Genomic DNA, 24,626 nt, shown 5'->3' with positions numbered 1-24,626 from the left:
AATTAACTTTTATTAGGGTTTATTTGAATAAGTCAAGAGCCTCCATTAGGTAGTGATTTCAATTTCAAATTTCAGCCTAGTCAAATCCCAACTGTATTCATTGTAACTTTCGCTCCCGTTACTGGAAAAAGATGAAGACTTATAAGATTTTCTCCATTGATATTCTCGTTTCTAAATATCCAAGTTTCTTGTATAAGCGATAAGCACCATCATTTTTCCCAAAAACACTTAATCCAATTGATTTGACACCACAATCTTGAAGCATATCCTGAAGCATTTCAAGAGTAGTAGTACCAAACCCTTTTCCTCTATGATGTTCGTCTATTAGGATATGGTTCAAGTATGCTGTATTAATTTCTGGCATTATGCTGTACCAAAGGATTCCCACTTGTACATTTGAATTGGCAAGTATAATATTGTGCAGATATTGTCCCTTAGTAGCTAATCCATCCTTGAACATATCATTTATCATCATTTCAGATTCTTCTATGGCTTGCTCCTCAGTTAAATTGAAATTTTCAGTGATTTTTTTAGCTTAATCAGGAATCATAAATTCTAAGTACCTGTTAAATTCTAGTTCATCAACTTTACTTAACTTAATCATTTTAATCTCCCCATTCTATATGACAATCTTTTATTTATAATTAGTAGATTAATTTAATCATTTATATCATAAAAGGCAAGCACATAAAAATACAAGTACCTACTCGGTCTATAAAAGTAAGCATAGGAAATAGCATACCAATTAAACATAGCAATGTACGTTGACAACTTTTGCATTTATCAAAAATCTAATTTGATTGAAAATATAAAAACGCATTAGTTAGGACTTTAGCCTAACTCCCGATTCACCTAATAAATATCCACATTGTGAGGAATGTTAAGGACTATAAGAAATATGATACATGAGGTGAAATCGTGAAGAATGTAAGTTCAGTTTTTTGGTACGCACTCGCTATTTGTGTAGTGATTGTCGTTTGGGGAGGCTTTGCTCCAAAGCATTTACAAAACGTAACAGCTGAAGTAACAGGTGTGATAACGGAAGCATTCGGCTGGTACTATTTATTAATCGTTATGCTGTTATTAATTTTCTGTATTTATTTGATTTTTTCCCGTTTCGGCAAAATTAAATTAGGTAAAGACGAGGATAAACCTGATTTTAAGTTAGCAACTTGGTTTGCGATGTTATTTAGTGCAGGAATGGGTATTGGACTAGTTTTTTGGACGACAGCGGAGCCAATCTCCCATGCATTTATTAGTCCACCAGAGTCAGAAGTGGGATCTAATGAAGCGATTAGAGAATCACTCCAATATTCTTTTTTCCATTGGGGGATCCACGCTTGGGCAGTGTACGCAGTCGTAGCACTAGTTTTAGCTTACTTTAAATTTCGAAAGGGTTATCCTGGATTAATTAGCGCAACACTCGTACCCATTTTCGGTGAAAAAAGTATGAAAGGTATTCCTGGAACTTTAGTCGATACCCTAGCTATTTTCGCGACAATAGTTGGTGTAGCCTCCACCCTAGGATTTGGTTCCTCGCAAATAAACGGGGGACTAGCGTATCTTTTTGGCACACCAAACAACTTTAGCATGCAATTATTAATCATCGTTGTGGCCACTGTTTTATTCATTCTTTCCGCATGGTCAGGAATCGGAAAGGGAATTAAATACTTAAGTAATGCCAACATGGGACTTGCCATTTTCCTTTTGCTTCTACTATTTATTGTAGGTCCAACACTATATATTTTAAATATGCTTGTCACAACATTTGGGGCATACATCGCAAATTTCTTTGATATGAGTTTTCGCTTATCTCCATTAAATGAAGTACGCCAAACATGGATTAATAATTGGACCATTTTCTACTGGGCATGGTGGATTTCTTGGGCACCATTTGTCGGAATATTTATCGCAAGAATTTCAAAAGGACGTACAGTTAAAGAGTTTATGATGGGCGTTTTATTTGTACCCGCCATTGTGTGCTTTATCTTTTTTGCCGTATTTGGTGTATCTGCATTAAATATTGAGCAAAATGCTCTAGATTCGATTTCCACCTATTCCATTGAAACTACAACATTTGGTGTACTTCAGCATTATCCTTTAGGCACCATAATGTCACTCATAACCATTGTCGTTATCGCCATCTTTTTCATCACGTCAGCGGATTCTGCTACATTTGTCCTTGGTATGTTAAGTACATCAGGGTCCATTAACCCTGCGAATTCCGTTAAAATCACTTGGGGACTTACTATGTCAGCAATGGCAGCGATCATTGTCTATTTTGGAGGAACGCAAGGACTGCAAAATATGCTCATCATTGCAGCTCTACCGTTTTCCGTTATTATGTTGCTGATGGGAGGCTCGTTTTATAAAGCGGCAAATTATGAAGTGGCAAAAGTTAATAGGAAAGATCGAAAAAAGAAAATTTGAGGGCCTTAATGCTAATCTCTTTTTAATGGAAAATCATATTAAGCAAGGATAAATTGTTCCCGAGTCAGAGAATGTGGGTCCCATAAATCCTTTAGGTTTAAAAAATATGAAACCACCTCATGTATGTATATCTTGAGAGGTGGTTTCATCTTTCATTCCTTTGATTTATCATTTTTTAACCGTGTCACTCGTCCTTTCTGAATATGTCTCACCAAAGCATAATGTATGCAGAAAGGTTAAGCAGCTGCGTGAATTTTTCTATAAAGACGAACAGCTAACTTACCAAAAGACATGTTTATCTTATCACTATACACCTTCATTATTTTCATTATTAGCTAAAACGATTTATGTTACGCTTTTGACACTTGCTTTACTAATTCGGTATACACTTTTTACGGTAATAATAAGACAGACAAAAATAATAAATATCCCGCCTATAATTAAACTAGAGGGAATACCAAGTTTGGATCCCATCCATCCACCTAAAAGCGTTCCGATTACCGTACACGTTGTAATGGTTGCTTGAAAAATGCTCAGCCCCCTACCTAGTAAATGCTTTGGTGCTAAAGTTAAAAACAAATTGGCCAAAGGAAAATTAATCAATGCATACATAATCCCTACAAATGTACACCATATGTAAAGCGGCACTAATATAAAAGAAACTGCAATTATGTCTAAAAGGAGAACGCCCACCATTAGCACGCCCAAAACAATGGATGCCACAAGAACCATTCTCATAGGTGATAACCTTTTCATAATTTTCGGCCCAAATAACGCCCCTACAATTGCGCCTCCTCCAAAAACACCTTCTAATAATCCAAAGTGTAATGCTCTCACTTGAAAATGTTCAAGCAATAATGTTTTGTAACCAGAGACAAAAATACCAAGCACAATCATAACAGGCACTAAAAATAAAAGTAGCCTTTTTAAAACCGGCTGGGAAAAAAATTGGACGACTCCCTCTTTAACAGACTGTAAATAATTTGATTGCGTCCGCCCTTCATTTTTCTCCTCTTTTAAAATAAATAAACTATAAAAGAGAATTGCAGAACACAAATAAGTGATGGCGTCTAATATAAAGGTTATGGAAATATTGTTCATTGCGATAAGAATCCCTGCTAATGAGGGTGCGATAAAATAAACAGCTGACAAAGTTCCTTGAAATAAAGCAATAGCTTGGGGAATTCTATCCCCACCTACTATTGTTGGAACCGATGCAATTCTTGCAGGCTCAAACACGGCAGTTCCAATTCCAATTAACACGACTAGAAATAAAAGAAATACAATACTATCTTGTACAAAAACCATCAATAAAACAACGATAAAACGAAATAGATCAGCATAAATCATTAACATTCTTCTAGAAAAACGATCTGCTAAAGCTCCTGTGAATAAAGCTAAAATAGCAGTTGGAGCAAGCTGAGCAAATAAGGCAATACTAATCATAAGGGGGTCGCTTGTTAGTTTGGCAATTAAGAAAATAATAACCGTTCTTGTAATTCCGTCTCCTATATGCGAAATAACAACCGCTAACCAATACCTCATATACGTTTTATCTAAAAATAAACTTAACATCAAGAAGCCCCTCTCCGCCTTTTCTCAAGTATAAAAGTGGAAGTATATCTATAAAAAGTGTAAAATACATAAAAACTTTTCACCTTTTAGGGGAGTGTGAGGCATGAAGGTCATTGAACACTTTATTTTATTAAGGGACCATTACCATACAGTTCAAACAAACATAGACCTACCAATTAGCAAAAAGGACTTACTACCTCTATACAAGTGCACCAATCGAAATCTAAACCTTATTTTAAATAAGCTACATACAGAAAAATATATTGTTTGGAATCCGGGTAGAGGAAGAGGAAGGCTTTCTACTTTACGATTTTTGCTACCTCTTGAAGAAGTAGCGAAAAGTTATATTCACTCTTTAATAAAAGAGGATCGCTATACGTATACTCTCGATTTCATTCAAAACACCTCCCTTTCATGGAAAACGAAAGAAAAAATGCTTGAAATTGTCCGTCTGGAATTCGGATTAAAGATGGAAGATGATCAAGAAAATGCACAAAGTATAATCAAGATACCCATTACAACCAAGTTACAAGCTTTGGATCCAGCTACGGTTAATCACAAAACAGAGGGACATTTAACACGTCAAATTTTCGATACACTAATAATCTATAACCATAGGAAAGATGTTTTTGAACCGAATCTAGCCTTTACCTGGAAAGAGTCTAATAATGGTGCAAGTTGGACTTTTTATTTACGAAAACACGTACACTTTCATGATGGACAAATCCTTACAACAAAAGATATAAAATATACCTTTCAGAGGGTAATGGACCCCTCACTAAAGTCTTTTGCACACTCTTTATTAGAAGACATCGTAGAATTAGAGGTTTATAACGACTGGATTGTTACATTTCACCTTAGAAAACCGAGTTATTATTTTCTTCATCATATAAGCTCTCTCTACTGTGCAATTGTTCCTGAAGGTTTTTCATCTAACAATCTAATTGGCACTGGCCCCTTCTTTGTGAAAGAATTAAAAGAGGACGTTGTAAAATTAGAGGCTTTTGCTGATTACTTTAAAGAAAAAGCCTTACTTGATAAGATTGAACTGAGGATTTTGCCTTTTTCTAAAGATTTAGTAGACTACCAGCTTTCTACTAAAACGGTCAAGCCTAAGAAAGCTCATAACATTCAATATGGCAGTCGATACGTTGGTTTTAATTTTCGTAAAAGTGGATACCACCACCACATTCGTTTCCGTGAAGCTTTAAGATTATTACTAGATAGGAAGCAGCTCGTCAATGATATGGAAACGGTCCAAACTTTACCTTCTAATAGTTTTCTTTATACGAATAGTCAAAGCTATCAATTTAATCAGTCGCCTTTGGATAAAGCCAAGATCCTACTACAAGAAAGTGGTTATAAGGGGGAACAACTCCACGTATATTATTTTGATATGGTAGAGGCACATGAACTAGCTAACTGGATACAAAAACAAAGTAAAAAAATAGGACTAAACCTGATGTTTCATACTATACCGATTCATGCTATACATGATCAGCATTTAATGAAAACAGCAGATATGATATTATTTTCTGTTATCTTTAGTGATGAGGAATACAGCCTTTATTCCTATTTCAAAGCAGAGTTTGGATTTTTACGCCCCTGCTTAAACGATGAACAAAAAGGGATTATAGATCATTTTCTAGAAGCATTTCATCTTACTAGGAACAAGGAAAAAAGAAAACAAATATTACAAATGATAGAAGGTTATTTAAGAGAAAACTTATTTATATTATTTACGTATCATGTTGAGAATGTAATTTCTTACAACGAATTTATTGACGGAATAGAATTAAATTCTAGTGGATGGGTTGATTTTAAAAATATGTGGGTTGATCCATTAAAGTCATCTTGACCTATGTACAAAATAGCTAAGTGCTGGAAATGGACGTAGCTATACTTGATATTTTCATTTTTCCACAAGCAAAAAAAATTATAGTGTCCTCAAAAATAAAACAAGAAGTAAGTGGAGACGGCTCCTCTTACTTCTTGTTTTGGATAGTAGCTTTACATATTTTTGAATCCAACATCTTCATAATGCATTTTATTTATAGCAAGTAATATTTTCGTAACCAGGAATCCATCTTTTCTAACATATCCTTATCCATTTCCTTATTAACTAGTGTCTTATACTCTTTCAGCAAACCTAACATCGTATGCTGACCCTCATATTTTCTAAACAAATGGTTCATATTAGGTATGATATGCCACTCTGCTTCCCCGTTCACCAACTCGGCGATCCGTTTCACATCCTCTGGTGGCACTTGCACATCTTTTTCCCCTGTAATAGCTAACACAGGAACAGTTACCTCTTTCAAATAATCACGGACATCATATGCTAACGTTTCTCTCAACCATTTCGCATTCACTCGTACACCTTTTATTCTAAAAACATCCTTATCTGATTCTGTTACCTTCTTAAAAATAGCTTTATTTTGCTTCTTGGACTTTTCTACAACGTTTAACTTTCTGAATAACCAACCTTTAAAACCTTTGGTCGCCTTTATTTCAGCAAAGGCCAATTCGTTTTGTTTAGGTAACATATCTTTGGAAGCATCTGCTGCACCTGCAAGTAAAATCAGGCCGGAAACAGGAGATTTCTCATGAACAGCTGGCGCAATTAAGGCACCCTCACTATGACCTAAAATGAGTACTTTCTCCTTATCTACCTGAGAATGATTCTTTAAAAAATTCACTCCAGCAACAGCATCATCGATTAGATCAGTCAATCCAGTCGCAAGAAAGTTTCCTTCACTTTTGTGTGTTCCCCTTTTATCATATCGAAGCGTAATAAACCCTTTTGAAGAAAGAAACTCCGCTAAATCTCTATAAATGTTAAACGTCATTTTTTTCAGATTTCCATCTCGATCGCCTTTTCCTGAACCCATGATAATGAGTACTGCTGGATATGAACTTCTCTCATCGCTAGGAATGGTTAATGTACCACCCAATGGAAATGCAGATGGTATTGTCACTTCTTTACTTTTCATCATTCTCTATTCCTCCCTTATTTTCCGGTATAACAACAGTAGACACAATTCTCTTCGTTCGATTAGGATTAGGTTGATTGTGTATATACTTTTCAACCACTTTCCCCATATCCTTCACAAAGTCCATAAACTCATCATCCGTTAGATGAAGTCCCACCTGTCTGTATCCAACACCGTCTCTTTCAAAATCAATATCATCTTGACTCAAGTAAGCATCAAAATCTTTGGCTAATTGAGCTGTAAAAAATAAAAAGTATTGGAGATGTTCCTCTTTCGTGAGGTCCTTTACATCTTCCTTTGTCATGGTTGCGGAAGAATTGTTTAATGCATAGACTTTTTCCACTGTCCCACGAATTTGGTTTTCTTCCGTTATGACTAAAACCTCTGCCTTCACAAGTGCGTCTAACTGACGGTAAAGCGTTGCTTGGGGGATATCTTTTACCTCCTTCGCTAACTCTTTAGCCGTTTTGACCTGACCATCAAGAAATCTTTGAATGATTCGAAAACGAACGGGATGAAGGATGGTTTCTATTTTTTTCAACTTGTCACCGACTCTCTTTCATTATTAATTAATGTAATATTATCATTATTGATAATAAAAGACAATCTGATTTTTGATTTTTAACAATAAAAAAGTCGAAATCCCATTAAACTCAGGAATCTCGACTTCATGAAAATGTATATGAAAATTAAATAGGGATTCTTTTGTAAAAGACGATTGCTACAAATATGGCCGAAACAGTAAGTCCTGCAGTCATACCTAATTGAAAGATAAGCAGTAAGAATTGTTCATTAAAAACGAAACCGAAAAACCCTATCAAACAGAACAAGCTAGTAACAAAGAATGATAGGTTAGTGTATAACTTTATTCCTACCCCTTTAAAAAGGAACCCTAGTAAAAGACACGTTAGACCTAAAAATAGTGTCCATGCCAGCATATTGATCGCATTCATTAAAGAATTAGGATTAAATTGAACCAAGTTCTCCAAGTTTTGAGTTACTCCAAGGTGTATACTTTGTCTTACGATACTGAACTGCACAAAATAATTTATACAAGCTAGTATCATAAAGGCTGATCCAAAACAAATACTTAATAAACTTATAAACTTCTTCGTTTGTTGGACACATAGATGAACAGTACATAAAAAGAACACAAATAACAAGGTAGAAACAAAAGCAAACCCTTGAGAGAAGGAATATAAATCGATAAACTTATTATCTACTTCCATTAGATACTGTTCAAGATCAATATACTTTGGAATTGGGTACTTACTTAACAGTACTCCCATACTTACGCCATATAATATTCCCGTAATTGTAAAGAGAACGGCACCCCAATAGCCGAGTCGATAGAAAACATCCGTTGTACGATTCATTTTTTTCCTCTTTTCTTGAACTATAAATACTTATTTTTTCTCAAGAATCATCGAAATCCACTTGGTAGGTCTTCCCCAATAGGAATCTTCTATAATTTTCAAAGACGTTCTAAATCCAACCTTAGCTAAAACATCCTCTAGGAACCTTTCCTCATAAAGCTGGATAAACCGTTCCGCATCAGCATTTTCATTATCGTATTTATCCCACTTGCTTCCTTCACCTAACCGGAGGGTGAAAAATAGTTTCCCATTTTCCTCTAAAATACTATGCATTGTTTGAATAGTATCCTCAAATTCATTCACTGGTACATGTAAAAGAGAAGCCGCACACCATATTCCATTAATTTTATATTGATTAGCAGCAAGGCTGTCTTTTAATGTTTCAAACGTTCCATCGATTACATGTAGTCCTTGTTCTATACAATACTGCCTACTTTTTTCACTTGGCTCAATCCCAAGTGTTTGGTAACCTACGGAGTCAAAGTACTTCATGTGCTCGCCTGTACCACACCCGATATCTAGAATAACTCCGTCAACAGCTAGATTATGGGTAAAACGTTGAAACAAGTAAGAATAATCGCGAGACTCGGTCCTGCTTTTCACATTTTCATAGAAGGCATCGTAATATTGATTGTTTTTGTTTACTCTTTCTTTTAGTTCCACCTTAACTCCCCCAATGATTCAAATCTACTCCACTTGCTCTTTTAACACATAGCCTTTTTCACTTTTCGTTTCTTCAACAGCTTCCTTAACTCCTTCTTGATTTCGTACCCGTTGTTCTAAACTAGGAATAATTTTATTAATGATCACAAAACCAATCACTCCTGTAATCAACAGCAACGTACTCATCATTTCCTTAGAAAGAATTGCCCCTAATGTGACAAATAGAGAAGCTAGAATCATAGAGCCTTGATAAGTAAAGGCGTTAACGGCCATATAACTACTTCTTTTGTCATCTGGTGGAATAGCAGCCAGATAGCTTTGCTGGACAGGAACCCGCATTAGTTCTCCAATCGTTGCAATCAGCATCGCTACGAGTAATATCCACATGTTATCAAAATAACTGATGGCCGTATAACCAATCGTAAACAAGACAATAGAAGTCAAATAGACATGCTTATCTTTATACTTCATGATTAACTTCATCACAATGGCTGCAAAAAGAACAACAAGGACTGTGTTTTCTGTCCTCAAAATTCCTGTCATTTGGATACCATCAATCGACCACTGGAACAAATTTTGTTCTGGCATGTGCTCATGAAGTTTAACTGCAATGTAGTTTGTTAGCTGAAATTCAAGGGATTGGATAAATAGCCCCGCAATAACGAACAGGATAAATACCCTATCCTTCATAACCGTTTTATAGCTTTGCCCAATATCCTTAAACGCTTGAAATCTTGATGGAATCTTCTTTTCTTTAATCGTTTGTTTTGGAACATAGCTTTCTTCAATGAACAAAATAAGTACAACGGCAACAATGATGGACATCACTGTCATCCCAATAAATAATTCGAATAAGTAATCTTTAAATAAGAATGCTCCAACTGCTCCACCTATTGCAATAGAAAGATTCGCTGACCAATACATGATCGCATACATCAGTTTCCGTTGCTCAGGCTTACTAACATCAATTAACATCGCATCCATTGCAGGACCTTCAATTCCCCAACAAATACTACCAACCAAGAACATTAAAAATGTTATCGTAGGTGATTCAAACCAGGGAGAGTTCGCCAACGTCATCACAACTAATGACACTGCCCTAATTACTTCCGCTGTCACCATTAACTTTTTACGGCCCATAATGTCCGATAAATAACCACCATAAATCCCAACTAAGGAACCGATAATAATATTTACAATCAATAATATTCCTGTTAGTTTTGCTCCGAAATGTATCGCAAAATAAATCGCCATAAACGGAAAAATCATACTTCCAATAATTTCACTAAAAAATCCAAATATAATTCTTAATTTAATATTTGGGTGAAAATCTTTAAATTTCACACTAAATCCCCCCATCTCGCTATCCTGGGTCAAAGCAAATGCTATAACTAGTACTTCTAATTTTCTCAACATGTTGCCTTACCGATTGATATGTCGGTTACTATCATATAATTTTTTTCAGGATATTACTTCGTGCAATGGGAGGATTGGGACTCAGTCTTTGGAATGAGATGAATGAAGCTTGTCAATCGATTACCTTTTTCGGGAAAGTCAGCAAAAAGCACCTCAGGAATTCGGTAGATCTTCTTGGTAGAAGCCTACTAACCAGTCTCTTATGAATATCATTTCTTGTCAGAAAAACTATGATATAATCCAATTGAAGTTTAGTAGAATGTAGCAATTATCTCTTAACAATGAAGGTGAAGAAATGAGTACGAAAGTTTTAATTGTTGAAGATGAAACAGAAATTGCTAGTTTAATCGAGGTATATCTTACGAATGAAGGGTATACGGTTCATAGATTATCTAACGGAAAGGAAGCATTAGATTGTATTCAATCTACAACATTTGATTTAGCCATACTAGATATTATGTTACCAGATGTAGATGGCTTTACCTTATGTCAGCGAATTAGGGAAAAATATCATTATCCTATTATTATGTTAACAGCAAAAATAGAAGATATAGATAAAATTACCGGACTTACGCTTGGTGCGGATGACTACATTACCAAGCCTTTTAACCCCCTAGAAATGGTTGCACGAGTAAAGGCCCAACTAAGACGTTATAAGCGCTATAATCCAACGGAATCAACCGAAAACATCGACGTAGATCCTAAGACATATGATTTTGCAGGACTATATATCAATAAAGATAATCACAAATGTATCCTTTATAACAAACAACTACCTCTTACACCGCTGGAATTCTCTATCTTATGGTATTTATGTGAGAACAAAGGGAAGGTCGTTTCATCTGAAGAGCTTTTTGAAGCTGTTTGGGGTGAAAAATACATAGATAACAACAACACAGTGATGGCCCATATTGGTCGTTTACGGGAAAAGATGAACGAAAAATCAAGAAATCCGAAGTTTATTAAAACGGTATGGGGGGTTGGCTATACCATTGAGTAATCGTAAGGCAAGTTATTTAGGAAAGGACCTAACAAGAGCCATATTTTTCAGGTGCGTTGTTATGGTCATTATTTTCACTGTTGGATTAATTTTCACCTTTTTTATCTCTGCTTTGATTTTATCAAGATTCACCTGGTATGCCGGTGATTTCTTCTATGAATTACTGCTTCGACCAATCAATAATCACCCCATTTTGTTTCTTTCTGTATGTTGGCTTCTTGGATTTATCGTTATTCTAGTAATTAGTTGGAAAAGAATCATTCGTTATTTTGATACTATTGTGGAAGCAAGTAATGATTTAGTGTCTAAAAATGATGAGCTTATTCGACTACCGAGAGAGTTAAAACAAGTGGAAGATCAAATGAATCAAATCAAGCAGGAAGCGATTCGAAATGAGCGAATAGCAAGGGAAGCCGAACAACGAAAGAATGATTTGATCGTTTATCTTGCTCATGATCTAAAGACACCCCTTACATCCGTAATTGGCTATTTAACCTTACTTAGAGATGAACTGGACATATCAAAAGAACTCCGTCAAAAGTACACCTCTATTTCGTTAGATAAAGCTGTTCGTTTGGAAGACTTAATCAATGAGTTTTTTGAAATTACTCGTTTTAATTTAAGTCAATTAACCTTAGAGACGAGTCAAGTGAACTTAACCCGAATGCTTGAACAAATAACATTTGAATTCCAACCATTGATGGAAGAAAAGAATCTAACATTCCAGTTAGACTCCCCTATCCATATTGACATGAAATGTGATGTAAGCAAAATGGAGCGAGTATTTGATAATATTATTCGAAATGCTGTCAGTTATAGTTTTCCTGACAGTACAATCAGCATTAAAATTACCGAAGAAAAACAAGGTGTAACCATTCGATTTTCTAATAAGGGAAACACCATTCCAGAAGAAAAATTAACCCGTATTTTCGAGCGGTTTTACCGTCTAGATAGCTCTCGAAGCACCAATACTGGTGGAGCAGGAGTAGGACTAGCTATTGCCAAGGAAATTGTGGAAATACATAAGGGAACCATTTCCGTTTCTAGCTCTGACGACAATATCGAATTCAACATTTATCTTCCAACACCATCGTAAGAATTTTGTAAGAAATTAAATAGAAAATAATGAGATTTTCTTCATGTAATACGAAAGAATAACACTTTCTTGCTTGGTACGATTGATGTATCAAACAGGAAGTGTTTTTTATTTGTATCACAAATTGAATAACAAGGAGAAAATCAAATGGAAAAGATAAAAGTTGCTATTTTATTCGGTGGTTATTCTAGTGAATACGAGGTGTCGCTACAATCCGCTCACGCCATTATTACCAACTTAGATAAGAAAAAATATGATCCAATAATGATTGGAATTACGGAGGATGGGAAATGGCTTCGTTATGATGGCGAGGTCAATCAAATTCGCTCCAATACATGGTTTGAGGATTATGAAAATTGTTGTTCTGTCGTCATTTCTCCAGACAGATATGCAAATAAACTGATGGAATTTAAAGAGGATGGAACCATTCACACAGAAATCATCGATGTTATTTTTCCAATCTTACATGGAAAATACGGCGAGGATGGCACTGTTCAAGGTATGGCTAATCTTGCTGGCATACCGATTGTAGGATGTCATACACTCTCATCCGCATTGTGTATGGATAAGGACAAAGCTCATCAATTAGTATCTTTAGCTGGCATTCGAATACCCTCTTCAGTTGTATTTTCTAGAAAGTATCTATCATCAGAAGTCGTCGAGAGAACAAACCATCTTACCTATCCTTTGTTTGTAAAGCCGGTAAAAGCGGGGTCATCCCACGGTATCACAAAGGTTTATCAGAAGGAAGAGCTACAAGGCGCTGTCGATGAAGCTTTTCTCTATGATGACCAAGTGATTGTAGAGGAAAATATTGAGGGCTTCGAAGTTGGATGTGCTATTTTAGGGAACGAAACCTTAACAGTCGGTGAAATAGATGAGATTGAATTGACAACGGAATTTTTCGATTATAAAGAAAAATACACGTTAGAAACTTCTAAAATTCACGTCCCAGCTCGAATAAATCAAGAACTTACGAGGAAAGTGAAGGAGACAGCAATCACTATATACCGTGCATTAGGATGCAGTGGACTGGCACGGGTAGATATGTTCCTAACTCCAGAAAATGAAATTGTGTTTAATGAAGTAAACACCTTCCCTGGCTTTACGGAACATAGCCGATTCCCAACGATGATGAAAGGCATTGGATTGGAGTTTGGAGCACTTGTAGACAAGCTCATTCAATTAGGTCTCGAAAAATGAGTGTAGTAACTTTGTCTAAAGAAGGAATCCATCAAGGCTATCAAATACTCGTTAACAAGAACAACGCTATTAAAAATCATTCTCATTTTACTAAACATTTATTACCGATTGGATTAAGGTCCAATGAAACATTGTTAGAAAAAAATACCGCAAACCTTTTAGGCCAGCTACTTGATTCCATTGCTGCTAAAAATAAAATAGCGCTCGTTAGTGGGTACCGGAGTCTAAAAGAGCAAGAAGAAATCTATCAGTCTTCTTTACTAGAAAACGGAAAGCTATTTACAGAAAAATATGTGGCATTACCAAATTGCAGTGAACATCAAACAGGCTTGGCAATTGATTTAGGCGAACAAGTAGAGCAAATAGATTTCATTAGACCCCACTTCCCTTATTCGGGTATTGCTGAAGATTTCCGAAAGCAAGCTGCAAAATATGGTTTTATTGAACGCTATCAAAAGAACAAGGAAGCACTTACTGGCATCTCCCATGAACCGTGGCATTTCCGGTACGTAGGCTACCCTCATGCACAAATCATGCAAGATCATCATCTTTGTTTAGAAGAATATGTCACATTTATTAAGGACTATAAATACGGGGAGAAGCACTATTGTTTCCAGGCGGATAATAAAAAAATAGAAATTTGCTACATCAAGGCAGAAGCTAATCCAATCATACTCCAAATACCTGATGAACTTTACTATCAAATATCTGGAAATAACGTTGATGGCTTTATCCTCACAATTTGGGGGTGATTTTATGGGACAATTAAAAAATACCGGAGCACTAGATATATTTCGTGTAATAGCAGCATTTCTTGTCGTAGCTATTCACACTTCCCCATTGTATACCATGAATGAAACAGCTGATTTTGTTCTCACTCGTATTATTGGTCGTATTGCCGTCCCATTCTTCATTATGGTAACAGGATATTTTCTATATACATCTATTGCAAGAAGGGACAAAGCTTACATAAAAGGCTTTGTTCTAAAAATTGGTGCCATCTACTTGATTTCCATGATCCTTTTTTTACCTATCAATTTCTATTCAGGTTATATGGAAGAAAATTTATTGTGGGGAAATCTAATCAAGGACATTCTTTTTGATGGTACGTTTTATCACCTATGGTATTTACCAGCGATGATCCTTGGTGTTCTACTTGTTACCTCGGGGATTCAAAGGTTTGGTTTTACTATGTCTTTCCTTGTAGCTATCCTATTGTATGGCATGGGACTACTCGGGGACAGTTATTATGGACTTGTGCAACAAACCCATATCCTAACTACCTTTTACGATGTTATCTTTACTTTGTTTGACTATACTAGAAACGGGCTATTTTTTGTCCCTATCTATCTCCTTTTAGGAATGGTGATTTCGAAATCTAATAAAAGGATTTCCACCAAGCACATTGTCATTGGTTTAGTTGTGTCCAGTGTATTTCTACTTATTGAAGGGCTTTTACTAAATAGTCTTTCTTGGCAAAGACACGATAGTATGTACATCCTACTTGTGCCCTGTATGTATTTTTTATTCCTGTTTTTACTACAATTACCTGGGAAAAATACCAAGACACTACGCAACCTTTCCTTAATCATCTATCTGATTCATCCCTGGATGATTGTGCTCGTTCGTGGCTTTGCTAAGGTCATTCATCAGGAACAGTTATTCATTAACAACAACTTCATTCATTATTTGACCGTTAGCTTTCTCTCCTTTTTAGCTGCATGGATTGTTACGTATTTTTTGCCTAAAGGGAGAAAAAGAAAGATTGATTTATCACCAGACAATAGAGCATGGGTGGAAATTGACCTGGCAGCACTCAGGCATAATGCGAAGGAACTGCAGCGAATACTTCCTAACCACTGTCAATTAATGCCCGTTGTAAAAGCGAATGCTTACGGGCATGGGGATGTAGCCATTGCACGGGAATTAATGCGCGCTGGATTGAAAATGTTCGCGATTGCTACGCTAGCAGAAGGTGTACGTCTACGTCAATATGGAATTAAAGGAGATATTCTTATTCTTGGGTATACAAATCCAAAAGAACTAGCCAGTTTAGAAAAATACAACCTCATACAGACCGTAGTAGATTTTCCTTATGCACGGACTCTGAATGAATACCCTAAAAAGGTTAGAGTTCATATAAAAATTGATACTGGGATGCATAGACTTGGCGTCAATGTAGAAAATCTAGCTGAAATCGAAAAAGTATTCGAATGTAAAAACCTAAAAGTGGAGGGGATGTTCTCTCATTTATCTGTTTCAGATAGTTTGGTAGAGGAAGATGTTGAATTCACCCAAAAACAAATTCAGCAATTTTATCAAATGATTGATTCACTTAAAGCAAAAGGATATGATACAGGAAAATTACATATCCAAGCCAGTTATGGGATATTAAATTATCCTGATTTAGCTTGTGACTATGCACGTGCTGGAATCGCATTATATGGAGTATTAAGTGCCGATGACAAAGTACGGGCTAACGTTCATTTAAAACCCGTGTTAGCACTAAAAGCAAGAATTGCCTTAATCAAAGAAATCCAGCCGGGAGAAGTCATTAGTTATGGGAGACAATTTACAGCTAAATCGAAAATGAAAATAGCTACTGTTACAATTGGCTATGCAGATGGGATTCCAAGACGCCTTTACGAAAACAATGCTTACGTCATATTGCATTCGAAAACAGCCCCAATAATCGGTCGAATATGTATGGACCAATTAATGATTGATGTTTCCCATATTCATGAAGTGAAAAACAATGATGTTGTAACGATTATAGGTGTAGATGGAACCGAACAAATACGCTGTGAAGACATTGCACGCCAATGTGGAACAATTACGAATGATATTCTTAGTGGATTGGGACCACGTCTAGATTACGTATATTTACATTAGAAATAAAGTAGGCGCATGAATTATTCATGCGCCTCACATACATTTACTTATCTTATATCTTTTGCAACGCTTCCCTAATAGAAGTCGGACCTGACACCACTTGGAATTCTTTCCCGATGGTCGTGGCACTCCCTATACAACCAAAAATGACGTTTGCTACATCCTCCCGAGGAACCGATCCTCTTTCTACTTCTACTGCAGCTTCCACTTGTCCTGTTCCTGCATCATTGGTTAGTGCACCTGGATGAACAATTGTATACTCTAAATCCGTTCTTCTTAACCATTCATCCGCATAGTGCTTCGCTACTACATAAGGTGCAAAGCCAGGTGGTGCGGACTGAATAGCTTGACGACTAGTATCGAATGAACTTACCATGATAAATCGCTTCACATTTGCTATCTTAGCAGCTTCAATCGTTTTTACAGCTCCGTCCAAATCAACCATAATCGTTTTATCTTTTCCAGTGTGTGGTCCAGAGCCGGCAGTGAAAACAATAGCATCGACTCCTTCAGCCGCTTTTGCAATGTCCTCTATTTCGCCCTCTAAATCAACGACTGCTGTTTCTGCACCTAACTCTTCAAAATAGCCTGCTTGCTCTTTACTACGAATCATCGCTTTTGCAGTATGACTTCCACTATTCTGAATAAATTTGACTAAATGTTTTCCGATTTGTCCATTTGCTCCAACAACGAGAGTTTTCAATACTGCCACCCTTTCTTTTTAGCTATATATTTATCCTAAACGGAATGGAGAGTCGATGTCCAATAATCAGATTATATGTATATGCGATTAGTTTTAAATAAGAGGAACAAAATAGTTACTTAACGACTGACAAAAAGTCCGCCGAATCCAAAGTATTTTTGTCCACGTAGTTAATCGCAAAATCATCTACCTTAATCGATGGAGCGACATCAGCAAACATCATTTTCTTATATTGCCAGCTTCTTAAGTAATCCTTACATTTATTAATAGCAATGGAATAAATCCAATTTTTAAGAGAAGATTTTCCCTTATATGTATCTAGCTTTATGAAAATCGTCACAAAAACATCTTGAATGAGATCATCTGCCTGTGACCAATTTTTCACATACATAAAAATGATACGTTTGAGTTCTTCACCATACTGTTTCATTAACATTTCGATAACATCTTCTTTATTATTGGATAAAAAGGCAATGTCAGAATGAGGAGTTGCTCTACCTTCTTGTTTATCACTCAAAATTTCCCCTCCTTTTTTAGTTATCTATAAGACGATAAAGCGGGATACTAGGATTCAAACCAACAATTTCTATGTGAATCAAAATTATAGTTATCTAAAGCTTTCTTTTTAACACCCATTTTACTCCGTTTTATGTTACAATCATTTTATAGACTGCTTTAACGGATAAAAGCGTTAATTCAAGAAAGGATTTGAGAGGAAAATATGAAAACGAATGTAAAAGTTCTCGATTGTACCATTCGTGACGGAGGATTAGTAAATAACTGGGACTTCGATGTGGATTTTGTAAGAGATCTGTACGACTCACTAAATGCTGCAGGTGTTGACTACATGGAAATAGGCTATAAAAATTCACCTAAACTAGTAGATACAGAAGGTGTTGGGCCATGGCGATTTTGTGAAGATGATTTTATAAGGGAGGTAATCCCCGAGAAGAAAAACACCAAACTCTCAGCAATTGTTGATATAGGTAGGGTGGAAGTCGATGACATTTTACCTTGTGAGGAAAGTTCAATTGATTTAATCAGAGTTGCTTGCTATTTGAAAGATATCGATAAAGCTATTGATCTAGTGGAGGCATTTAACAAATTAGGATATGAAACAAGTATAAACATTATGGCTGTGTCTAATTCTTTAGGATTGGGGTTAAATGAGGCTTTAAAGAAAGTGAACGAAAGCCCTGTCGATATGGCATATATCGTTGATTCATATGGGAGTCTGTACAACAAAGATATTCAATATTTGATTGAAACCTTTAAAAAGTATGCTCCGAACAAAAAACTCGGTATTCATACTCACAATAATTTACAAATGGCTTTTTCCAACACAATTTTTAGTTATGAACAAGGTGTGGAGTTTTTAGATACTTCTATTTTTGGAATGGGAAGAGGAGCTGGAAACTGCCCTACCGAACTTATTTTAGGATATTTGAACTCCACTAAGTATGATGTTAGACCCATCCTTCGTGTAATAGAAAACCGATTATTGCCACTAAGAGAAAAATTGGAGTGGGGATATAACACAGCTTACGCGATAACAGGACTTTTCAATGAACATCCAAGAAGTGCAATTGCAATACGAAAAAGTAATGCCAAAAACAACTTTTTAGGATTCTACGATAAATTATCATCTGTTGAAACGCATGAAGATATTAAGTAAAACCATAATAGTATATCGAATTAATTACCATGAAGAAAAACACGTGAATTCATTATTGAATCCACGTGTTTTATTGTTTTGGAGCGTGATTTAGACTAGATTTGCACTACTAATTATTTTAATGAATATTTAAAAACTTTCGATCCACCTTGTACATAAATGGAATCTCCTATAGCTGCAAAGCTAGAAAAATTTTTGCTTAATATTTTATGCTCTTGTGTTTCGGGATCTATTAAAATTAGCTTATCATCTAAACCTGATGATATGACCAATAAGTAATTATCATATATCCATTGTACATCTCGAACCCAGGTAACATCCTCAATTTCCCCATAAGAGGTTACTAGTTTTGATTCAGGAGGAATAAAGTCTAAAATCACCCACTCCTCTTTATTATTAACAGCTAATACCTCTGCATCATCAAACTCCGCTTCAACTTTTCCTAATTCTTGATTGTCACCACTTAAATGAACTTTATTTATACTTTTATTCTGTGGTGAATAATAATAAAAAGCATGATCATTAGCAGCAAAAGCCCTACTTGTTTCTGAAATTTTCTCATCCTCTGGTTTAATGACAAAGGTCGATGTATATTTTTTCAAAACTTTTAACTCACTTACATGCGTATCGTTTTCTAGTAAAGGATAAGAATAGTAAAAAGCCCCATTTAAATACGTTACATTTCGAATAATTCCTCCGTCAGAGTGCGGCTCTGTTAAAGGTCCTTGATCTAAGTTTAGTTGGATATCATAATAATGAACAATGTCATCCGCCACATTTTCTTTCACATAAAATACGTATTGATCATCTTCAGTAATCGTTGCATGTTTCACTCCGTTAGCAATAGGAATCGTTTTCTCTTCTTTTATATTATATAAGTACAAACCCTCTGCCATTGTTTGAAGTAAAATATGATTTTCACTAGCTCCTAGTATAATGGAAGTACTACCTTCTATGATTGCATTCTTTAATTCCACACCATTTTTTAAGTCTATATCTTCAAAGGAAATAGTATTATTTTCTTCCTTCTCTTCTTGATTCTCTTCTTCTTTCGGTGCTTCGTTATCGTTTGTTTCAGCTTCTTGTTCAGCAGAAGCATCGTCTTCTAAATTTTCTTCACTTTGTGTATAGTCTTCTTTTTTCTCTTGATTTTCAATTGTTCCTTCCGCCTTCTCACTACAAGCAGCAAGAAGAATAAACATAATAAGAAAAAAAAGTAAATTAATTTTTTTCACCAAATACCCCCTGTAAGTTAGATTAGCCTTAAGGTAATCCTATTTTCATTTGAACTAAACTCAAATACTCTTTTTCTTTATAAAGTGGTGAATAGTAAATATTTATGGTTCCATCCTTACTAAATTGAATTTCATCAGCTTCTTTAATATCTAATGACGTTTTATCATAAAATACTTGATTTAAATCTTTATCTAACTGGATAACACTAAGCGTGTCTTTTGAATATTGCCCCATGCCAGCTGCCGTTAACGTTCCATTTTCGTCAACGTGGAAAACTGGGTCGTATAGATCTTTTAAAGATACTGTCAACCGCTTTCCTTCTACATCCCACACTGGCTCTCCAGTATCTAAATCAAACAATTGAATGAAAGCAGTCGTATTTCCTGATTTGGTTTCTTGCCAATAGGAAACGATACGTTTATTTACTAAATCAACATATTTCATTTTATAAGTATTATAAAAGCCATTAAATTTACTTATCTCATAACCTTTTCCAGGTACTGTGATCTTGTCAGCAGGAGATAGTAAGCTTACTATTTCAATACCCTCTTTTCCTTCATCTTTCATATATAATCTAGAGATTCCGTCTGAGGAATATGTATTTTCAGTCTTTATATTTTTGTCATCATGATTAGGAATATCAAAGGCCTCTTCCTTTTCTATGCCAGAAGCACTTAACGAGAGTAAAGTTAACTCGCCTTCTTCCGTTTTAATAGACTTATTTTCTACTAACTGACCTAACGCTTTATTTTGGATAGGATCTGAAAAAGTTTGTTTATCAACGATAACAGCGTATGACTGGGAATCTTCTAAATCATAAACATAGACATCTTTACTAGTTTGTGAAATGGAAAAATCTTTAAATGGAATCGGTTTATCTCCCATACGTTCATATGTACCAACATGTATTAATGTAGGGTCAGGTTCTGTATCTTCTTGTGTTTGTTCAACTTCATTACTATTGTTTTCCTTATTATCAAGTGCATTATCATCAACCTGTTCAGGTTCTTTTCCATTATTATTTTTTTCGACTTCTTCCTGGGTTGAACTATTCGCACAACCAGATAAGATTATTGATACCATCATCCATATTAAAATAAAGGATCTTCGTATTTTTTTATTTTTGCGCATCTTTCTCCTCCAACCATATTATTCTCATTAAAATTGAGTCACTTAATGTTTTATATAGATTTGGAATATCCTTTTCAACCAATCCCCCTATATCCCAGCTAAACGTTGGGTTAATTTGACAATTAATGCTATTCTAACATAACTTACATTAGAAAAGTGGAACAATATCATCGAAATTCCAAAATGCATTAGATTAAAACTTCCATAAAGAAATTGTCAGTAAAATTGAGTTTAAAATTACTTTTTTTCATATCCTGTAAAATAAAAGACTCATAAACATTAATATTTAACGTTTATGAGTCTTTATTATTTTTAGCTTAAAAAATTATGTTGGTATTATTTATAGTTGAGACAAACCCAATAGTTCTTCACGACCACTTTAGTCGTGCTTGTACAACATTTCTCACAAAAAAATATATGTAAGGCGGCAACCGGATTCGAACCGGTGATAAAGGTTTTGCAGACCTCTGCCTTACCACTTGGCTATGCCGCCATATGTATGGAGCGGAAGACGGGATTCGAACCCGCGACCCCCACCTTGGCAAGGTGGTGTTCTACCACTGAACTACTTCCGCAGATAAATGGAGGGAGAAGGATTCGAACCTTCGAACCCAAAGGGAACGGATTTACAGTCCGCCGCGTTTGACCACTTCGCTATCCCTCCAATAATGCCTTACAATCTTACCCTATGCAGCTAAAAACATGATTGTGAATCTTTCAATAAAGTTAATTAACCTGGATTCTTATAATTAACAAACCACCTCTTGTATGTAAGTTTACAGAGGTGGTTTTATAAACTATATGGAGTTTTACGTTATTTTTTAACAGGAGTAACAACTGCATATAAATGATCTGTTTGCGCGGATAAGTTTACTTCAAGAATTTTATTTTCCTTCACCACATTGTCCTCATTACTGTTTGTTGTATTCATCTCGATGTAATTCACTGTTCATCTTCCTTCCTCATTTTTTTCTCACCAAAGACTTATATATGCAGGAAGGTGAAAATATGTGCTTACTTTTATTGGCTCTGAAAAGTTTAATGTTGATATTTAACGCATACAATTTTATGGAAATTTCACTTTAGTATTTTCGGCTTCTTAAACTAATGCTTTCGCTAGCTTAATACTATTCTAGTTAATCGATATATTTACTTAATAAAATTAGACCAGCTGCCCCAATTGCAATCGTCACTGCAATTAAAGTTATGATAAAAGCTAGGATACCTGTATCATATGTGCTTGTTGCTACAGCTAATAGCCATCCTAGTTCAATAATTAAGACTAAAATCCATAAAATATATAAACCTGTCAATTTATCTTTAGACACCTTCTTCACCCCTAAAATATAAATGCTGTCATTAAAAAATCTTCTTCAACTCTTCTAGCATTCAGTGGTTATTCCTTTTTTGAATATAATTAATACTCACACCAAGCAATACAGCTATTGAAATAAATATGCTTCTTTTGAAAATATCTAGCCACGCAATGGCTTCACCTTGCCAAATAAACATTAAAAATTCAAAGCACACCATACCCAGCATAATGAACATCCAAAGGCGTACTATTTGCTTTATCCCATTATTTCTTTAAACCTCCTTTATTGACGGTATACAGAACCTTGTTCCCTTACTCCTATGTAAAACAATTACTATTGTTTATTATTAATCTTCTTCTTTTCTCAAAGCTTTCTTTATAACTGATGAAATAAACACACCTATAAAACCTGCTATACTCAAAGTAACAACAAGTTCCCAATCTACTTTTTCATCAGACAAAGAAGCCATTATTATTGCTGTAACTATTAAACCCAAAATCCAATTTAGTAAAATTTTTAATGTATACAAAATCCCCCCTAAAATAGGAAAATTGACTACATTCGTTGTTGAACTAATTTGCTTCATTAGTAGAACAAGGGATGCAATACCCTATTCAAAATAGGCTCCCGTTAACGCAATAAGAGGAAAGTGCTTCTATTAGCGGACATCCTATCTTACCGCTTTCCGATGATATACTACTAAAGTAATTACATTTAATATAATTGTAACGATAAGAAGAACTGCTGAAACGAACGTGACCGAACCAATTGTGTCCATAAGAGCAGACCAATCCTCAATCTTTACTAAATGATAATGATAAAAGATTTGAAAAAATATTGAACTAGCACAAGCACTTAGGCTAATAAATAAAAGAGTTATCCATATCTTATTTTCCTGCTTATTACCACTTATGAGGTTAATAACAGGAAGTATCCAAGCAATCAGTCCAAGAGCGAGACTACCAATGTTAAGCCAAACGACATCAAACATTTATTATACCCCTTTGTTTTTTTCTCTTTTCCTTAAACAACAAACCTGCTTCGATAGTATAATAGCTACAATTGATAGTAACTATTTTAACATATAATTCCAATTATCCTTGTGAAAAAAACAAAATAAAAAGACCGTCTTTTTGACGATCCCCTTGTATCACTATATTCCCCTTTAATTGAAGACATTTTTCAATTAAAGTTTTTAAAGAAATCATATAAATCATCAACATTGTAGGCTTTAAAAAGAAGTTCTTCCTGATTAAACACAAGCACTACTGGGAATTGTTCGATATCTAATGCTTCTTTGTAATCTAAAACATAATTTTCATCATATGGTACCCATGCAGCTACGGCTCTATGTTCTGTACCCTCCAATATATTCATTACATTTTCATAGACCGATTCTTGTATCTCCGTAGGTAATGTCTTCCCATCCTTATACATGACGACAATATTAAACCCATCTATATGCGAAAGAAGGCGAGCATATTTTTCTTCGTAAGACATTTCTAACAAGATAATTTCATTGGCTATCCCTTTGAAATCATTACCTCTTGGTGGGTTGACCAACACTTTTTGCCCCTTTTTTATTTCATCGATAGATGCTAATGTTCCATCTTCTCGTTCAATAAGGGTTTCTTTTGTTAATTTAGCAGTATAGGTGTATCCTTCATCTGTCATATCAGGACCCTTTCTATCTCTCTTTTCCCATTCAGAAATGTCAACAACAATACTGTTTTCGTTTTTATTAACTTCCCATACAGTTCCTATCATTTCATCATCTTTATAGTGTCCGTATGGATATTCTCCATTGTCCCCCGTGTTTTTACCGCACGCAGATATAAATAATAAAGTAATTAGAAAAATGACTAATAATGAAATTCTTTGTTGCAAGTAGTTTCCTCCTCTCTACCGAACAAACATTGCA

At 35.2% G+C, this 24,626-nt stretch carries 24 protein-coding genes and 3 tRNA genes; 8 read left to right on the top strand and 19 right to left on the bottom strand.

From position 1 onward, the window contains the following. Positions 1-139: 139 nt before the first annotated feature. The gene (locus HNQ94_RS00595) at positions 140-475 is read right to left on the bottom strand and encodes a GNAT family N-acetyltransferase (RefSeq protein ID WP_174496306.1); all 336 of its coding nucleotides are present in this window, start codon (positions 473-475) and stop codon (positions 140-142) included. A gap of 443 nt (positions 476-918) precedes the next feature. Here HNQ94_RS00595 and HNQ94_RS00590 point away from each other — a divergent pair, with 443 nt between their 5' ends. Further along, positions 919-2,430 carry a BCCT family transporter gene (locus HNQ94_RS00590; RefSeq protein WP_282960571.1) on the top strand — a complete coding sequence of 504 codons (1,512 nt, stop codon included), beginning with the start codon at positions 919-921 and terminating at the stop codon, positions 2,428-2,430. A gap of 345 nt (positions 2,431-2,775) precedes the next feature. Here HNQ94_RS00590 and HNQ94_RS00585 read toward each other — a convergent pair whose 3' ends face one another. After that, the gene (locus HNQ94_RS00585) at positions 2,776-4,005 is read right to left on the bottom strand and encodes an MFS transporter (protein ID WP_174496305.1); all 1,230 of its coding nucleotides are present in this window, start codon (positions 4,003-4,005) and stop codon (positions 2,776-2,778) included. A gap of 103 nt (positions 4,006-4,108) precedes the next feature. On the opposite strand from HNQ94_RS00585, the gene HNQ94_RS00580 reads away from it, so the two are divergent. Continuing rightward, positions 4,109-5,863 carry an ABC transporter substrate-binding protein gene (locus HNQ94_RS00580; RefSeq protein ID WP_174496304.1) on the top strand — a complete coding sequence of 585 codons (1,755 nt, stop codon included), beginning with the start codon at positions 4,109-4,111 and terminating at the stop codon, positions 5,861-5,863. Positions 5,864-6,056: 193 nt separating this feature from the next. Here HNQ94_RS00580 and HNQ94_RS00575 read toward each other — a convergent pair whose 3' ends face one another. The 5 genes from HNQ94_RS00575 to HNQ94_RS00555 all read right to left on the bottom strand — a co-directional run bounded on the left by HNQ94_RS00575 (position 6,057) and on the right by HNQ94_RS00555 (position 10,381). Further along, positions 6,057-7,001, bottom strand: coding sequence for an alpha/beta hydrolase family protein (locus HNQ94_RS00575; protein ID WP_174496303.1), 945 nt, complete (start codon positions 6,999-7,001; stop codon positions 6,057-6,059). Then, complete coding sequence (locus HNQ94_RS00570; RefSeq protein WP_174496302.1) at positions 6,988-7,539, bottom strand: helix-turn-helix domain-containing protein; 552 nt, start codon at positions 7,537-7,539, stop codon at positions 6,988-6,990. The genes HNQ94_RS00575 and HNQ94_RS00570 overlap by 14 nt, the downstream gene beginning before the upstream one ends. A 148-nt stretch (positions 7,540-7,687) precedes the next feature. Next, a complete protein-coding gene (locus HNQ94_RS00565; RefSeq protein WP_174496301.1) occupies positions 7,688-8,374 on the bottom strand; it encodes a hypothetical protein in 687 nt (228 codons plus the stop codon). A gap of 30 nt (positions 8,375-8,404) precedes the next feature. Continuing rightward, entirely contained in the window at positions 8,405-9,037 is a 633-nt protein-coding gene (locus HNQ94_RS00560) for a class I SAM-dependent methyltransferase (RefSeq protein ID WP_174496300.1), read from the bottom strand. A gap of 24 nt (positions 9,038-9,061) precedes the next feature. Beyond that, on the bottom strand, positions 9,062-10,381 hold the full coding sequence (locus tag HNQ94_RS00555) for an MDR family MFS transporter (RefSeq protein ID WP_174496299.1): 1,320 nt from the start codon (positions 10,379-10,381) through the stop codon (positions 9,062-9,064). Between the two features lie 367 nt (positions 10,382-10,748). Between HNQ94_RS00555 and vanR the strand changes: the two genes are divergently transcribed. The 5 genes from vanR (at position 10,749) to vanT (ending at position 16,644) form a co-directional block, all read left to right on the top strand. Further along, positions 10,749-11,453: a VanR-ABDEGLN family response regulator transcription factor gene (gene vanR, locus HNQ94_RS00550; RefSeq protein WP_174496298.1), complete on the top strand. Its 705-nt coding sequence runs from the start codon at positions 10,749-10,751 to the stop codon at positions 11,451-11,453. Further along, the gene (locus tag HNQ94_RS19780; RefSeq protein ID WP_376697718.1) at positions 11,446-12,549 is read left to right on the top strand and encodes a sensor histidine kinase; all 1,104 of its coding nucleotides are present in this window, start codon (positions 11,446-11,448) and stop codon (positions 12,547-12,549) included. The genes vanR and HNQ94_RS19780 overlap by 8 nt, the downstream gene beginning before the upstream one ends. Positions 12,550-12,696: 147 nt before the next feature. After that, complete coding sequence (vanG, locus tag HNQ94_RS00540; protein WP_174496297.1) at positions 12,697-13,752, top strand: D-alanine--D-serine ligase VanG; 1,056 nt, start codon at positions 12,697-12,699, stop codon at positions 13,750-13,752. Beyond that, positions 13,749-14,504 carry a M15 family metallopeptidase gene (locus tag HNQ94_RS00535; protein ID WP_174496296.1) on the top strand — a complete coding sequence of 252 codons (756 nt, stop codon included), beginning with the start codon at positions 13,749-13,751 and terminating at the stop codon, positions 14,502-14,504. The genes vanG and HNQ94_RS00535 overlap by 4 nt, the downstream gene beginning before the upstream one ends. Before the next feature lie 4 nt (positions 14,505-14,508). Next, entirely contained in the window at positions 14,509-16,644 is a 2,136-nt protein-coding gene (vanT, locus tag HNQ94_RS00530; protein WP_174496295.1) for a serine racemase VanT catalytic subunit, read from the top strand. Positions 16,645-16,696: 52 nt separating this feature from the next. On the opposite strand, the gene HNQ94_RS00525 is transcribed toward vanT, so the two are convergent. Next, positions 16,697-17,347 (bottom strand): SDR family oxidoreductase, encoded by a 651-nt coding sequence (locus HNQ94_RS00525; protein ID WP_174496294.1) that lies wholly within the window; start codon positions 17,345-17,347, stop codon positions 16,697-16,699. 115 nt (positions 17,348-17,462) lie between these two features. After that, positions 17,463-17,864, bottom strand: a complete 402-nt coding sequence (locus HNQ94_RS00520) for a sigma-70 family RNA polymerase sigma factor (RefSeq protein ID WP_246199994.1) — start codon at positions 17,862-17,864, stop codon at positions 17,463-17,465. Between the two features lie 204 nt (positions 17,865-18,068). Here HNQ94_RS00520 and HNQ94_RS00515 point away from each other — a divergent pair, with 204 nt between their 5' ends. Beyond that, positions 18,069-19,022, top strand: a complete 954-nt coding sequence (locus tag HNQ94_RS00515) for an aldolase catalytic domain-containing protein (protein ID WP_174496293.1) — start codon at positions 18,069-18,071, stop codon at positions 19,020-19,022. 113 nt (positions 19,023-19,135) lie between these two features. On the opposite strand, the gene HNQ94_RS00510 is transcribed toward HNQ94_RS00515, so the two are convergent. From HNQ94_RS00510 to HNQ94_RS00470, 10 genes are all read right to left on the bottom strand, one after another. Beyond that, positions 19,136-20,257, bottom strand: coding sequence for a hypothetical protein (locus HNQ94_RS00510; protein WP_174496292.1), 1,122 nt, complete (start codon positions 20,255-20,257; stop codon positions 19,136-19,138). 28 nt (positions 20,258-20,285) lie between these two features. Next, complete coding sequence (locus tag HNQ94_RS00505; protein WP_174496291.1) at positions 20,286-21,389, bottom strand: hypothetical protein; 1,104 nt, start codon at positions 21,387-21,389, stop codon at positions 20,286-20,288. Between the two features lie 422 nt (positions 21,390-21,811). Next, positions 21,812-21,882: transfer RNA gene (locus tag HNQ94_RS00500), tRNA-Cys, on the bottom strand. Positions 21,883-21,889: 7 nt separating this feature from the next. Beyond that, positions 21,890-21,964 (bottom strand) — tRNA-Gly (locus tag HNQ94_RS00495). A gap of 7 nt (positions 21,965-21,971) precedes the next feature. After that, positions 21,972-22,053 (bottom strand) — tRNA-Tyr (locus tag HNQ94_RS00490). A 150-nt stretch (positions 22,054-22,203) separates the two neighbouring features. Beyond that, a complete protein-coding gene (locus HNQ94_RS19500; RefSeq protein WP_260400873.1) occupies positions 22,204-22,335 on the bottom strand; it encodes a hypothetical protein in 132 nt (43 codons plus the stop codon). Positions 22,336-22,525: 190 nt separating this feature from the next. Then, on the bottom strand, positions 22,526-22,717 hold the full coding sequence (locus HNQ94_RS00485; RefSeq protein ID WP_174496290.1) for a hypothetical protein: 192 nt from the start codon (positions 22,715-22,717) through the stop codon (positions 22,526-22,528). Between the two features lie 334 nt (positions 22,718-23,051). After that, entirely contained in the window at positions 23,052-23,234 is a 183-nt protein-coding gene (locus tag HNQ94_RS00480; RefSeq protein WP_174496289.1) for a hypothetical protein, read from the bottom strand. 141 nt (positions 23,235-23,375) lie between these two features. Further along, positions 23,376-23,696: a hypothetical protein gene (locus HNQ94_RS00475; protein ID WP_174496288.1), complete on the bottom strand. Its 321-nt coding sequence runs from the start codon at positions 23,694-23,696 to the stop codon at positions 23,376-23,378. A gap of 191 nt (positions 23,697-23,887) precedes the next feature. Further along, a complete protein-coding gene (locus HNQ94_RS00470) occupies positions 23,888-24,592 on the bottom strand; it encodes a hypothetical protein (RefSeq protein ID WP_174496287.1) in 705 nt (234 codons plus the stop codon). Between the last annotated feature and the right edge of the window lie 34 nt (positions 24,593-24,626).

Origin of the sequence: Salirhabdus euzebyi, from assembly GCF_014207435.1 — a bacterium.
Lineage (GTDB): Bacteria > Bacillota > Bacilli > Bacillales > Alkalibacillaceae > Salirhabdus > Salirhabdus euzebyi.
The sequence above is the reverse complement of the archived record's forward strand: the minus strand, read 5'-3'. Positions and strand labels throughout refer to the sequence as shown.

Coding starts and splice junctions, on each gene's coding strand:
- vanG (WP_174496297.1), top strand. CDS start 12,697: ATGGAAAAGATAAAAGTTGCTATTTTATTCGGTGGTTATTCTAGTGAA.
- HNQ94_RS00580 (WP_174496304.1), top strand. CDS start 4,109: ATGAAGGTCATTGAACACTTTATTTTATTAAGGGACCATTACCATACA.
- HNQ94_RS00565 (WP_174496301.1), bottom strand. CDS start 8,374: ATGAATCGTACAACGGATGTTTTCTATCGACTCGGCTATTGGGGTGCC.
- HNQ94_RS00475 (WP_174496288.1), bottom strand. CDS start 23,696: ATGTTTGATGTCGTTTGGCTTAACATTGGTAGTCTCGCTCTTGGACTG.
- HNQ94_RS00585 (WP_174496305.1), bottom strand. CDS start 4,005: ATGTTAAGTTTATTTTTAGATAAAACGTATATGAGGTATTGGTTAGCG.
- vanT (WP_174496295.1), top strand. CDS start 14,509: ATGGGACAATTAAAAAATACCGGAGCACTAGATATATTTCGTGTAATA.
- vanR (WP_174496298.1), top strand. CDS start 10,749: ATGAGTACGAAAGTTTTAATTGTTGAAGATGAAACAGAAATTGCTAGT.
- HNQ94_RS00535 (WP_174496296.1), top strand. CDS start 13,749: ATGAGTGTAGTAACTTTGTCTAAAGAAGGAATCCATCAAGGCTATCAA.
- HNQ94_RS00515 (WP_174496293.1), top strand. CDS start 18,069: ATGAAAACGAATGTAAAAGTTCTCGATTGTACCATTCGTGACGGAGGA.
- HNQ94_RS00505 (WP_174496291.1), bottom strand. CDS start 21,389: ATGCGCAAAAATAAAAAAATACGAAGATCCTTTATTTTAATATGGATG.
- HNQ94_RS00575 (WP_174496303.1), bottom strand. CDS start 7,001: ATGATGAAAAGTAAAGAAGTGACAATACCATCTGCATTTCCATTGGGT.
- HNQ94_RS00595 (WP_174496306.1), bottom strand. CDS start 475: ATGATGATAAATGATATGTTCAAGGATGGATTAGCTACTAAGGGACAA.